Origin of the sequence: Reinekea forsetii (genome assembly GCF_002795845.1) — a bacterium.
GTDB lineage: Bacteria > Pseudomonadota > Gammaproteobacteria > Pseudomonadales > Natronospirillaceae > Reinekea > Reinekea forsetii.
Genome location: NZ_CP011797.1, coordinates 2,292,715 through 2,306,270, shown reverse-complemented (window position 1 = coordinate 2,306,270; position 13,556 = coordinate 2,292,715). Strand labels below are relative to the sequence as shown.

Here is a 13,556-nt window from a genome sequence, read left to right as displayed (position 1 = left end):
CTCAAACAAATAAAAACAAACCTGGCACAGCTTTCGCTTACTAGTCTTAGATACTCAGTTTAGTGGATCAAGACCATGGATCGTGCCGTATACATCGCCATGACTGGCGCGAAAAATAATATGCTGTCGCAAGCCTCGCATTCGAACAACTTGGCCAACGCCCGCACCTTCGCCTTCAAATCGGACTTTGCCCAAGCGCGCGCTATTCCGGTCTGGGGTGAGCATCATCCATCGCGAGCCTTTGCCCTGACCGAGCGACCCGCCTCCGATTTTAACGACGGCACCCTAATCGAAACTGGCAATGACCTGGACACGGCCCTAACCGGCGATGGTTTTTTCTCGGTTATCGATGTCCAAGGCCAGGAAGCCTATTCCCGGCGTGGCGATTTTTCGGTCAGTCCGTTAGGCGAACTGATCAATGGCATCGGCCAGTCGGTAATCGGGGAGGGCGGGCCGATCGTCTTGCCGCCCTATGAAAAGGTTGAGATCGCCGGCGATGGCATTATCTCGATTCGCCCGGCCGGTGCCGGCCCGGATGAGATGATTGCCATTGACGTGTTGAAGATGGTCAACCCAGATTTGCAAAATTTAGCCAAGGGCAGCGACGGTTTGTTCCGGCCCCTGGCCGGCCCGGCGATCTTGCCCGGCGACCCAGTACTGACAGTGGTCTCCGGCTTTGTTGAGGCCAGCAACGTTAATCCGGTCTCCGAGCTCACCAACATACTGGCACTGAATCGGCAATATGAGACCCAGGTCAAGATGATGAAAACGGCCGAAGATATGTCGCGTGCCGCCGAACGAATTTTACAGCTGAGCTAAGCCCAGTATGACCGAATTAGGAAGAGGATTGCCGTTATGATGAAAGCACTGTGGGTCGGTAAGACCGGCTTAGAAGCTCAGGATATTGCTTTATCCACTATCTCCAACAACATGGCCAACGCCTCGACCACCGGCTTTAAGAAGGAGCGGGCCGTGTTTGAAGATTTGATCTACCAAATTCAGCGCCAGCCGGGTGCGCAAAGTTCGCAAAACACCCAGCTACCCTCGGGTTTGCAGCTCGGTACCGGGGTGCGCACCGTGGGTACGCAAAAGGTGTTTATGCAGGGCGACCTGAATACCACCGAACAGCCGCTCGATATGGCCATCAACGGGCGTGGCTTCTTTCAGGTCATGCTGCCCGACGGCAACATTTCCTATACCCGTGACGGCACCTTCCATATTGATGCCGACGGCAATATGGTCACCGCTAACGGTTATCTAGTAGAGCCCAATATCGTTATACCCGATCAGGCCAAGACCATCACGGTCGGCACTGACGGCATCGTCACCGCAGTCTCGGCTGGCGACAACGATCCGGTCGAAATTGGCAACATCGAGGTGGTCGATTTTGTTAACCCAGCCGGCCTCCAGGCCTTGGGCAATAACCTCTTTTTAGCCACCGCCGCCAGTGGCCAGGCCGCCGCGGGCGTGCCGAGCTTGGACGGCTTCGGGGCGATCATTCAGGGTGCTCTGGAAAACTCCAACGTCACCATCGTCGAGGAGATGGTCGATATGATCTCCACGCAGCGCGCCTATGAGATGAACTCCAAGGTGGTCAGCACAGCCGATCAAATGCTTGGCTTTATTACTCAGAATTTGTAAGGTCTGGGCGCTAGCGTCAGGCGATTTTGGCAGCACATGGTGCGCCACCGCAAGGGTCAGCAGGTCGGCCCTAAGATTATTTTTATGACTGATTTTAACAGGTAGGGCAGACCATGAACCGACACATATTTATATCGATGGCTTTGGCCGCCCTGATCTTATCGGGTTGTGGCACCATGCAAATCGCTGCCTTGCCAGAGGCCCCTAAGCCCGGCGACCCAGCCTTTGCGCCGGTGCCCTCGGACTCCCTGATTCCGCCCCCGAACAGCGGCGGTTCGCTGTTTGCTGATAGCTATGGCATGAGCCTGTATGGCGATAAAAAAGCGCGCAACGTGGGCGATATTATCACCGTCACCTTGGACGAGAGTACCCAGGGTAAGAAGTCATCGGCCTCCAAGACCAGCAAAAACTCCAGCGCCAGCCTGGGCGCACCGACCATCGCCGGCATTGGCCCGATCAATCAGCTAAGCGCCTCACTCGAGGGTGACCGATCCTTCTCCGGCAAAGGCGATGCCGACCAGTCGAACTCCTTAACCGGTAATATCACCGTCACCGTGTCCGAGGTTTTGCCGAACGGCATCTTGCGCGTGCGCGGCGAGAAGTGGATTACCCTCAATACCGGCTCGGAATTCATCCGTATTCAAGGCATGCTGCGCCCCGATGACATCAATCTTGACAATACCGTGTCCAGTGAAAAGCTTGCCGATGCCCGGATTGCTTACAGCGGCGCCGGTGCCGTGGCCAGCTCCAGTAAGCAGGGTTGGCTCAGTACCCTATTGAATTCCAGTATTATGCCGTTCTAAGGCCATAGGGCAGGTTCAAAGATAGCGCCAAACGACCCGATAGGACCGTATCGGGTTTTGTAGCATCTGCAGTTTGCCCCAGTTGCCGCAATAGCGGCCAGTGGGTGAGCCCGGCAGGCATGCAAAGCGGCCGAGATCGGCTGGTGCACTCGACTAATGGCCTGCCAATCAGGCGCCAACAAGACTCCGCCGAGCGATTCCGCAGAGGTGTCCGCCCTCTAGTAAGTGCGCTGCAGCCTTATCTGGCGGGGGTTCAGCCCCCCAGCGAGGCGATGCCGATCTCATGCACAGACCTAATTGGGGACTCAATCGAAACTCAGTTCAATTCTAGGCACATTTATTGCTCTTATTATTCCATACTCCGTAATAGTAACGAGATGACCGCCATGAAGCCTTTTTTGACCCTAATGTTCTGCCTGCTCAGCACCCTAGTGTGGGCCGACCGGATCAAGGATCTGTCCTCGGTACAGGGCGTGCGCAGCAATCAGCTAGTCGGCTATGGTTTGGTGGTGGGCTTGGACGGTACCGGCGATAAGTCGCCCTTTACCAACCAGACGTTCCGGAACATGATGGAACAGTTTGGCCTGACCATTCCGGAAGGCGAGGATCCTAAGCTGAAAAACGTCGCCGCGGTTAGCGTCTACGCCACCCTGCCGGCCTTTGCCAAGCCCGGCCAAGAGATCGATATCACCGTCTCCAGTATCGGCAACTCCTCCAGCCTGCGCGGTGGCAGCCTATTGCTAACCCCGTTGCGCGGTGCCGATGGCAAGACTTATGCGGTCGCCCAAGGCAGTCTGGTGGTCAGCGGCTTTGGCGCCGATGGCGAGGACGGGTCGTCGATTCAGGTGAATATTGAGAGCACCGGCCGCATTCCCAGTGGCGCCATCGTCGAGCGTTCGGTACCCAATGCCTTTTCCGACGGCGACCACCTTACCTTTAACCTGCATCGCTCCGATTTCACCACGGCGATGCGCATGGCTGAGGTCATTAATGAGCTACTCGGTCCCGATGCGGCCTACGCGGTCGATTCCACTTCGGTGCGGGTCACGGCCCCGCGCGATGCCAATCAGCGCGTTAGCTACTTGAGCGTGCTGGAAAATCTCGAAGTGAGCCCGGGTGAGGAGTCCGCCAAGGTCATTATCAATAGTCGGACCGGTACCATAGTGGTCGGCCAGCACGTGATGATCGAGCCGGTCGCGATCACCCACGGCAATCTAACGGTCACCATTGCCAACAGTTTGGCGGCGAGCCAGCCCAATGGATTGGCAGAAGGCGAGACCGTGGTCGTGCCAGCGACCGATGTGGCCGTGGATCAGGAGCTAAAGCCGATGTTTTTGTTCGGCCCAACGGTCACCCTGAACGATCTGGTCAATGCGGTGAATGCCGTCGGTGCTGCGCCGGGCGATCTGATGGCTATTCTCGAGGCGCTTAAGTCAGCCGGGGCCCTGAAGGCGGAGCTGATCGTTATTTAAGCTATGCAGGTCAATAAGGCCAACTTGGCACAATCCTTGATATAGATATGATAGCGCCGGTTTTGTTTCGCAAACCGGCAACACCTAGCCGGAGAAGCAGATGACTCAACAACTCGATGCCGCTTTTAACTACAACGATCTCAATGGCTTAAACGCCTTGAAGCAGGGTGCGCGTAAAGACGACCCTGAGGCGTTGAAGGCAGTAGCTCAACAGTTTGAGTCGATGTTCCTTGGCCTAATTATGAAGAGTATGCGCGACGCCACCGATGTCTTGGCATCGGATCTGGAAAACAGTTATCAAACCAAATTTTATCGCGATATGTCCGATCAACAGTTGTCGTTGTCGATGTCGCAGAGCGGGGGCTTCGGTCTGGCCGACGTGCTCTATGAGCAGATCAGCAAGGCACAACACCCGGTGGTCGAGGATATCTACAATGTTGATGTCAAAACTCTCGACCACTCTAATCGACCGATTCTTGAGCGCCTGCCAACCACGGCGCCGCGCGCTGCCCGAAGCGTGGCAAATGAGCCGTCACTCGCCACGATCTCGGTCGTCAGTTCTGTCCTGGCCGCCAATGAGCCGCAAGAACTGGGTGAGCCGCGCTTAAACGGCAAGTCCGCCCTGTTTGACTCGCCCGAGGCCTTTATCGCCAACCTGATGCCGCACGCCGAAAAGGCCGCCCAAAAGATCGGTTTAGACCCGCACATCTTGGTCGCCCAGGCCGCCTTGGAAACCGGTTGGGGCAAACATGTGATTGCCGATGGCGATGGCCAGTCCTCGCACAACCTATTTGGCATCAAGGCCGATCAGCGCTGGCAGGGCGAAACCGCCTCCACCACGACCCATGAATTTATCGACGGTCGGCAGATAACTATCAAAGCGCCTTTTCGCGCTTATCCGTCGATCGAAGACTCGTTCGACGATTATGTTCAGTTTGTCCAAGACTCGCCGCGTTATCAGGCCGCCTTGGCCGCCGATACCGGTGATGACTACCTGCAGGCTCTGCAAGATGCCGGTTACGCCACCGATCCCCAGTACGCCGAGAAAATCAGTCGCATCGCTAACAGCGACTGGTTTGCTAAGGCCTAAGGTAAAACGCTCATGAGTATGTTATCGACAGCTATTTCCGGATTATTGGTGCAACAAGAAGCGCTGAAAACCACCGGTCATAACATCAGCAACGTCAGCACGCCGGGCTATTCGCGTCAGGAAGTGGTGGTGGAAAGTCGTAACCCGCTATTCCGTGGCTTTGGCTATGTCGGCCAGGGCGCCGAGGTGTCTACCGTACGCCGTGTGCACGACCAATTTCTTACCAATCAACTGCGCGCTGACACCAGTAGCTTTCAGGGCTCGCAAGTCTATCGAGATGGGATTGAACAGGTCGATCGGCTGTTGGCGGATAATTCTACCGGGCTGCAACCCCAGATGGATCGCTATTTCGCCGCCCTTCAAGGTGCCGCAGACAACCCAAGCTACATCCCCTCTCGTGATGTAGTGCTGGGTGAGGCCAAGGGTTTGAGTGAACGCTTTGCAACCCTGTCGCACTATCTGAACACGCAGAATGAAAATTTGAATGGCCAATTACAAGTAGCTACCAGTCAAGTCAATACTATCAGCCAAGGTATTGCCGGTCTCAATGAAGAGATTGCCAATACCCGGGGCTCGGCGACGTCTGAGCCGCCCAACGATCTATTCGACAGGCGCGATGAGCTGGTCCGTCAACTATCCGAATTAGTTAATGTCGACGTGCTCGATGTTGACGGTGCCTTTAATATTAGCGTTGGAATGGGCCTGTCCCTGGTGGACGGCACCAGTGCCAACAGGCTCGAAACGGTGCCGGGTGAGAAGGACCCTAAACGCTATAGTATTCGTTTTGAAAGTAAGGTAAGCAGCTTCGATGTCACCGAGAAAATCAGTGGTGGTAAGATCGGTGGTTTAGTGGATTTCCGGGGGGAGGCCTTAGACAAGGCGATCAACTCTCTAGGTATTATCGCCGTGGCATTCGCTCAAGAAACCAATGCACAACAACAGTTGGGTATTGATCTGGACGGCCAGTTGGGCACCAATTTTTTTCAAGACATGAACGATCCTTTGTTGGCTTCAGAGCGGGTTCATGCCCATAGCTCTAACAGCCTACCGAACGATAGGTTGTTCAATGTTTACTTTACCGACTCTGGCGCCCTCACGACCAGCGAATACCAGCTCGCTTTGCCGGGGCCGGGCAGTGCCCGCTTCCAAGTGACACGCCTCGATGACGGTAAGGTGGTCTCGGAGGGGGCTCTGGTCGGGTCGTTCCCGCAGACCCTATCGTTTGACGGTTTAGACGTGGTACTGGAAGGCGGAACCTTTCAGCAGGGCGACGCCTTTACCATTGCGCCGCTGCGCTCTGCCGCACAAAATATGGACATCCTGCTGAAGGAGCCTGGTCAACTAGCTCTAGCCTTCCCCATTAAGGCCGAAACCAGTTTAAGCAATATGGGCAGTGGCTTTATCGACCAGGGAACCATGCTGAGCCGGGAGTCGGCCGCCTTTGCCAGCGACAGCGAATTGAACCCGCCGCTGGTGATCAAGTTCCTCAGCCCAACCCGTTACTCAATTTTTGACAATAGTGATCCTGGCAATCCGGTGTCCTTGAACCCGCCGCAAGAAAATATGGAATTTATTCCCGGCATTGCCAATACCCTCTTTACCAGTGACACCGCTGAAACCGCGCTGAGCAGTTGGCGTGCCCGGCCATCGTCGATTCCGGCCATTGGTATGGATGGGCCGTCTGTTGAACCTATCCCCAATGGCATCAATCCGGAGCGGTTCAGTTTTTATCAAACCGACCCGATCACGGGCAAGGAAACCCAGGTGCCGACCATCTCAACCCTTGCCTCGGCCAGTGCCAATGAAATTGTGACCCAGTTGAATCGGGTTAAGGGTGTCTCTGCGCGAGCCTATACCGAGGTGCAACTGACCAATTTTACCAATTCCGGGACCACATACAGCCCCGACATGCCTTTCGAGGTGTGGGTAGATGGCCATGAGGTTACTCAACTTGTCAGCAGTGCCAACCAAACAACATACCTGGACGGTTTTCCAGAGATCGTACCGGAAGACATGAATGCCAATTTCTTGGCCGACCGCATTAACAATCATGTTGATCTCATAAATCGGGGTGTGTCCGCCAAGAGTGATGGTGTGACCCTGACCATCATGGATGAAAACGGCAACGATATTTTATTGGAAATACGCGGTGACAAGGCACAATCGGTGATTTCCGGCGTACCGAGTTTACCCGGTAGCTTAGCAAACAACGCGGTGATCGATCCAGGCGACAGCATGTTGATTTCCAGCGGTGAGCGCTGGCCGTTTAGCGCGGTCAGTGGCGATACCCTAGGTCTGTTGAACAATGAAACCGGGTATAATTTTGAGCTCAACGGGCCCTATGTCTATCAGATGTATCTGCCTGACGGGCGCACCGGCACGGTTGATCTAACCGACAACTACACCGACTCCGATAGCCTAAAGGCGGATATTGAAACTCAGCTGAATCAGTTACTAAACAGTACTGGCCAGACCAAGGTGTTTATTACCGAAACGGGCACTATTGAATATCAGGTCTATAACTTGATGAACGGTCAGGGTAACCAAAACACTTCGCGTATGAACATCGGCGGCCAGGTGGACGTTGTTATGCAAGGGGGCACCCGCCTGATCACCGACCCCTTGGCAGGCAGTATTTTCAGCGGCCTGCCAGACGCCCAATCGACCTATATGGGTTATCAGTTTGAACTCGGTGGGCGGCCCGTAAGCGGTGATGAATTTATTATCAGATGGAACGACGATGGCGCATCCGATAACCGCAATGCGCTGCAATTGGTTGGTCTGGAAACCAAAGAGACAATGAGTATGAGTGATGGTGGCAACACCTTTACCGAAAGCTATAGCCAAACGGTGGCTAAAATAGCTACCCTAACCAGCCAGGCGCAAATACGTTCGGATACGGATCGGGCCGTATTAGAAGGCTCTCAAGCGGAAATTAGCAATGTGCAGGGGGTCAATCTCGACGAAGAGGCCGCCCGCCTGATCGAGTTTCAAGCCGCTTACAATGCCAATGCCAAGGTTATTTCCATTGCGCAGGAACTGTTCGATTCGCTCTTGGCTGCTGTATAGCATGGCTTGCCGCCTTTTTAAGATTGGGAGAAACTAGCATGGCCGATCGAATTTCAAGTTATTGGGTATTCAACCGCCCGGTAAACGACATGATGCGACTGCAAAGCAGTCTCAATCGTACGCAGGAACAGATAAGTTCCGGCCAGGGCATCTTGTCGCCGTCCGACGACCCAGTTGGTGCGGCCCGAGTCATGCAACTCGACCAGGAAATCGCTTTGGTGAGCCAATATGAGCGCAATATCACTCTGGTCACGGCTCGATTAGAGCAAGAGGAAGGTGTCTTGGCTGGCGTAACGTCCTCAATTCAGCGCATTCGAGAGTTAACCGTTCAGGCCGGTAACGCCGCCCTCTATTCCGATTCGGATCGGATCGCCATCGCCCAAGAAGTCAATTCGCGCGTGCAGGAGCTTTTTAATCTTACCAACAGTAAGGATGGCAGTGGCGAGTATCTGTTCTCTGGATTCGCCGGTGATAAGCAGAGTTTTGTTCAAAATCCCGGCGGTGGCTACCTCTACCAAGGCGACGAGGGCGTGCGCTATGTCCAGGTCAGTCGCAATTCTACGGTAGCGGCCAGTGACACCGGCAAGGACGCTTTTCTCGACATTCCCGCCAATGTACCGTCCTTTTACAGTTATGGAAACAGCCAAAATACTGGCCAGCCGCCGGGCGTGATTTCCCAAGGTATCACCGTTAATCAAGCGCAGTTGACGGATTTTTTCCCGGAAAATGCCGTGATCACCTTCGGCAATGAACTCGATATGGTGCCGCCGGGACCGAACATCACGGTGCGCAATAAATCCGACGGGCGCGTCATAGAAGGGATCGAGCAACGCGCCTATAAGAGTGGCGACTCGATCACCTTCGCCGGGATGAACGTGAGTATCAGTGGCAACCCAGCACCGGGCGACAAGTTTTTGGTCGACACCTCCGAGAAGCAGGGCCTATTGGTCACGGTGGAGAAACTGGCCTACGCCTTGGAGAATTTTAGCACCGCATCGGAATTCACGGCAGTTTACGATGAAGCCATCTTTAACAGTCTGGAAAATCTCGACGCGGCATTAGAAAATGTGTCTCAAGTACGTACACGTATTGGTGCTCGGATTAATACCACCGACAATATTGCCAATCAACATGCCGACAACAAGCTGGCGGCCCAAGATATTCGCTCGAGCATTGGTGATCTCGACTATGCAGAGGCCGTGAGTCGTTTGCAGATGGAAGAGTTTATTCTCAAGGCGGCACAGCAGACCTTTGCCACCGTCACTAAGATGAGTTTGTTCGACTTTATCCGTTAATGCTAGCCTTTAGTTGGCCTGGTCTTTGAATTTTTTGACTTGAGCCGACTGCAAAAAACTGGGGTCGCCCTGCTTGAGTTGTGCAACTAAATCCTGCTGGTGAGCCTCAAACAAGTGTTTGTTTTGCTGCAGAGAGCTTTGCCACTTGGCCATCATCTGCGCCAATGCCTGCTCTTCTTGTGCCGATCGTTCAGAGCTATCGGCCAGATGGGTGGTAAGCAAGCTCTGCCATTGGGCTAAGGCGTTGGGCAATTGGTTGGGCAACAGCCAGAGTGTATCGAACAGGGAATCGAGTTGTTTTAATGACAGCACAGGTTGGTCCTAGACGGTTTTGTTCCAGTGTATTCTTTTTTCAACCCATTTGGCAGATCTGCCACCTCAGCTTATGGATCTCGCCTCGTCCCACCAAGCCACCCCATTCGTGCCCAGTATCAGTAGGACTCATTCCTTCTTATAACCAAAAAAAAATTCTTTAGTCTATATTGATATAAAAGAATATCACTGGCCCGCCGTTACATAAGACATGAATGAGAAACATCGCTAAACCAGATCGCAATAGGGCGGTAGGGGGAAAAGCGAAGGAGATTTAAAATGCCACAAATTATTAACAGCAACATCGCATCGCTAACGGCGCAACGTCACCTGAACTCGTCTCAGAACGCGAACTCTACCGCCCTGGAACGTTTGTCATCCGGCCTGCGCATCAACGCTGCAAAGGACGATGCCGCCGGTCTGGCGATTTCCACCAAATTCGAATCGCAGATCAAGGGCTTAAATGTTGCCATCCGCAACGCGGGCGACGGTGTGTCTTTAACCCAAACTGCGGAAGGTGCACTCGGCACCATGACCGAAAATTTACAGCGTATGCGCGAATTGGCGGTCCAATCGTCTAACTCCACCAACTCTGATTCGGACCGGGTGGCACTGCAGGCTGAAGTTGCCCAGTTGATGTTGGAAGTAAAGCGGACCTCTGAAGAAACCAACTTCAACGGTCGTAACCTGTTAGATGGCTCATTTGACGGTACTTTCCAGATTGGGTCTAACGCCGGTAACACTGTTGGAATCGAAATTGCAGAGTTAACTATTGATCGGTTGGGCGCCAGCGCTCAGTCTGGTGTCAGTTCTATCGGCACTGATGCCGCTCTGGCGAATGGAGACTTGACCATTAATGGTGTTGCTATAAGCGGGTCAAAAAGTGGCGACGATCCGGCATCCTTTCAAGATGGTGATAGATCGGCAATTGCAAAAGCAGCTGCTATAAATGCCAAGTCTGATGAAACAGGTGTTAGGGCAGAGACCAGTAACAATGTCTCGACTGGTAGCGAAATGGTGGGTTTGGCTGGTGGTGTCACTACTTTCTTGCTCAACGGAGTTAGTCTTAATGCCACTACGTCATTAGACACGGCCGCAACCCGAGCGTCGATTACGGATACAATCAATAATGTCTCGACACAAACCGGAGTGACTGCAATTAATACTGGTAGCGACGCTGATGGTATCGAGCTGACCGCTTCGGACGGTCGGAATATAACTCTGTCATTCGACACTGGTGCTGCTGGTGCCAACTTAACTAATGCTAACTTTGCCTCGGCGACGGGCCTGATGGGCGGTCAGGTGGTGGACGCCACGACCGCTACTCTGTTTAGCAATACCGTTGAGGGCGGCTTCACGCTTATTGCCGATGGCGATACAAAGGAAATGGTTGTCGGCGGTGGCAACGGCACTGGACAGGGCAATATTGAAAATAGTGGTTTAGTTGCAGGAACCTATGCAAGAGCTATGGCAAGTTCAGTGTCAGATAGCGAATTTGAATCAACTAGTGGCACATTAATGGGTCTAGATGGCTCTTCTATTAATACTATTGGGGCGACCACCACCCTTGACATTGCTGGTGCAGTGGACATGACAGTTGTCCAAGGTACCACTAGTTTCTATGCCCAAAATACAGCAGGCAGTCCGCTTGGAGTTATTGCCACTGCATTAGCGGCAAGTGGTGCGGCGGTAAGCGCATGGGAAGATGTAAATTATACATACGATCATGTTTCAGGGGCTGTCGGCGGCACGATAGGATTCACCGCTGGCGGTGCTACCGTAATAGCCACCCTTGAGGCCGGGGATGGAAACGCAGAGCTCGCCCAAAAATTTAATGCTATTGCCGATGGTGGTTCGGGCTTGGAGATAAATGCCTCATTTAATGCGGTAACCGGTCTAATTGATATGAATATTAGAAACTATAGTAACACTGAGTTTTCAATGGTTTCTGACGCCATAGGTACAACTTATGACATAGCCACCACCAATATTGCAGTCGCGGGGGCTACCAACGTCGCACAAGTGATATCTGGCGATTTGGCTTGGGAATCCACCAATGGTGTTGATCTTACTGTCTCTCTAACAGATATCGCCGCCGGCGCGGATTTGCTTGCAGTCGGTCCGGTGATGACTACAACAGGCGGAACTGTAAATGGCCTTGATGCTGGTGACCTTGAAATAAACGGTGTGTCGATTGGTGCTGCGATACCAAGCACAGACAACGCCAGCGCAACCACTACGTCTACTGGAACCAGCATTATCTCTTCTTCAAAAGAGCGTAGCGGGATTGCAGTCGCCGCAGCAATTAATTTGGCCAGCGATGCCACGGGCGTAACAGCGACTGCGCAGCCAACAGTTCTCCATGGTGGCGATGGGACGAATGTCGACGCAACTGTATACGCAGTCAATGATACTGCTGGCTTGTTCCTTAACGGTGTCAGCTTGGGAACGGTAACACTGCAGGATGATGGCACAACAGCTGTCGACACTGACAAAGCCAGATTAGATGCTTTGACTATGATCAACGGTGCTTCAGGGCAAACCGGTGTGACGGCGACTGACAATGGCACGTCTCTTAGTTTGACGGCAGCAGATGGCCGGAATATATCGTTAGCGATAAACAACCCTAATACCCAAAACCCAGCCGTTAGTACCACCCTTCAGAAAGGTTCAAGCATTGGGGCGCTTATGGGATTGGACATGGCAGTGGACGGCATCGGCGAAGGTAACTTTACCGACTATGCGATTACTACAGGTGCCGTTGCACTTAACGGTACGGCCGAAGCTTATTTCTATGAGACTACATACTCCGGGGTTAAACTAGCTTCCGCATCGGCTATTACTATTTCTGCAGGCTCAAACGGTGCTGATGAAGTTGCTGCCCTAGGAATGACCGTCGGGATATACGGCAACGGAAGCGATGGTACGTTCTTGAAGGATGTTGATATTTCAACCTTTGAAGGCGCCCAGGCTGCGATAACAGCGCTCGACAATGCCCTGGATAGCATCTCTGCTCAACGGTCCGAACTCGGTGCCATGCAAAACCGATTTGAGTCGACGAGCACAAACCTGCAGGTGAACTCTGAAAACCTGTCGGCGGCTAACTCGCAAATTCGGGATGCGGATTTCGCAACCGAAACCGCCGAGTTGTCTCGTACCCAAGTATTGCAGCAGGCGGGTATCTCAATCCTTGCCCAAGCGAATCAACGACCACAGCAAGTGTTATCGCTGCTCGGTTAATAGGTAGGTCCGGTGACGCCCGCCGCGAGGCGGCCCAGCCGGATGCTAGCCCCCATTATTCTTCTAATGGTGGGGTAATCGATTAGAGTTTCGAGGTTTTTATGAATGAAATTAACCTACAATCCATGCAGACAGCGAAGAATATCGCGCCGAGCCAGAAAGTAGAAGTCAAGAGCAACACACCCAGAGATGCGGTGTTAACCGATGTCCGCCAGGCTGACATGCAGCAGGCCAAGAAAGCCAAAGACGGCCAGGCTGACAAGTCAAGCGACCAGAAAGCCCAGGTCCAAAAGGACGAAGTGATCAAGGCTGTCGCGCAACTCAATAGTTATGTTCAGGGTGCGGAACGAACCCTTGAGTTTCAGGTAGACGACGATTCCGGTCAAACGGTGGTGCGCGTGTACGACAAGGTCTCTGAAGAATTGATCCGTCAATTCCCAAATGAAGAAGCCTTAACGTTGGCCCAACGATTGAATCAAGACGAACCGTTGCTGCTGTTTAGCGCGCAAGTCTAGCCGTCTTAGGTCCTGTTAAAAAACCCATCTTGGTGGGTTTTTTTTTGCCTGTGACAAAACCGATTCCCCGAGGTGCGCTGTCTGGAGGGCGAGCCTCGGCGGTGGCCATGCACATGGCG

At 53.3% G+C, this 13,556-nt stretch carries 10 protein-coding genes; 9 read left to right on the top strand and 1 reads right to left on the bottom strand.

What is annotated here, in order from left to right:
• Positions 1–75 precede the first annotated feature (75 nt).
• The 7 genes from REIFOR_RS10630 to flgL all read left to right on the top strand — a co-directional run bounded on the left by REIFOR_RS10630 (position 76) and on the right by flgL (position 9,370).
• Positions 76–819, top strand: coding sequence for a flagellar basal body rod protein FlgF (locus tag REIFOR_RS10630; protein WP_100257538.1), 744 nt, complete (start codon positions 76–78; stop codon positions 817–819).
• 36 nt (positions 820–855) lie between these two features.
• Positions 856–1,641 carry a flagellar basal-body rod protein FlgG gene (gene flgG / locus REIFOR_RS10625; RefSeq protein WP_100257537.1) on the top strand — a complete coding sequence of 262 codons (786 nt, stop codon included), beginning with the start codon at positions 856–858 and terminating at the stop codon, positions 1,639–1,641.
• A 113-nt stretch (positions 1,642–1,754) separates the two neighbouring features.
• Entirely contained in the window at positions 1,755–2,444 is a 690-nt protein-coding gene (gene flgH / locus REIFOR_RS10620; RefSeq protein ID WP_100257536.1) for a flagellar basal body L-ring protein FlgH, read from the top strand.
• A gap of 386 nt (positions 2,445–2,830) precedes the next feature.
• Positions 2,831–3,916, top strand: a complete 1,086-nt coding sequence (locus REIFOR_RS10615) for a flagellar basal body P-ring protein FlgI (protein ID WP_193437297.1) — start codon at positions 2,831–2,833, stop codon at positions 3,914–3,916.
• A 100-nt stretch (positions 3,917–4,016) separates the two neighbouring features.
• On the top strand, positions 4,017–5,006 hold the full coding sequence (gene flgJ, locus REIFOR_RS10610) for a flagellar assembly peptidoglycan hydrolase FlgJ (RefSeq protein WP_100257534.1): 990 nt from the start codon (positions 4,017–4,019) through the stop codon (positions 5,004–5,006).
• Positions 5,007–5,018: 12 nt separating this feature from the next.
• Positions 5,019–8,075: a flagellar hook-associated protein FlgK gene (flgK, locus tag REIFOR_RS10605; protein ID WP_100257533.1), complete on the top strand. Its 3,057-nt coding sequence runs from the start codon at positions 5,019–5,021 to the stop codon at positions 8,073–8,075.
• Positions 8,076–8,113: 38 nt separating this feature from the next.
• A complete protein-coding gene (gene flgL / locus REIFOR_RS10600; protein ID WP_100257532.1) occupies positions 8,114–9,370 on the top strand; it encodes a flagellar hook-associated protein FlgL in 1,257 nt (418 codons plus the stop codon).
• Between the two features lie 9 nt (positions 9,371–9,379).
• Here flgL and REIFOR_RS10595 read toward each other — a convergent pair whose 3' ends face one another.
• Entirely contained in the window at positions 9,380–9,682 is a 303-nt protein-coding gene (locus REIFOR_RS10595) for a hypothetical protein (protein ID WP_100257531.1), read from the bottom strand.
• Positions 9,683–9,961: 279 nt separating this feature from the next.
• Here REIFOR_RS10595 and REIFOR_RS17135 point away from each other — a divergent pair, with 279 nt between their 5' ends.
• A complete protein-coding gene (locus tag REIFOR_RS17135; RefSeq protein ID WP_100257530.1) occupies positions 9,962–12,922 on the top strand; it encodes a flagellin N-terminal helical domain-containing protein in 2,961 nt (986 codons plus the stop codon).
• Positions 12,923–13,023: 101 nt separating this feature from the next.
• The gene (locus REIFOR_RS10585; RefSeq protein ID WP_100257529.1) at positions 13,024–13,437 is read left to right on the top strand and encodes a flagellar protein FlaG; all 414 of its coding nucleotides are present in this window, start codon (positions 13,024–13,026) and stop codon (positions 13,435–13,437) included.
• The last annotated feature ends 119 nt before the right edge of the window (positions 13,438–13,556 follow it).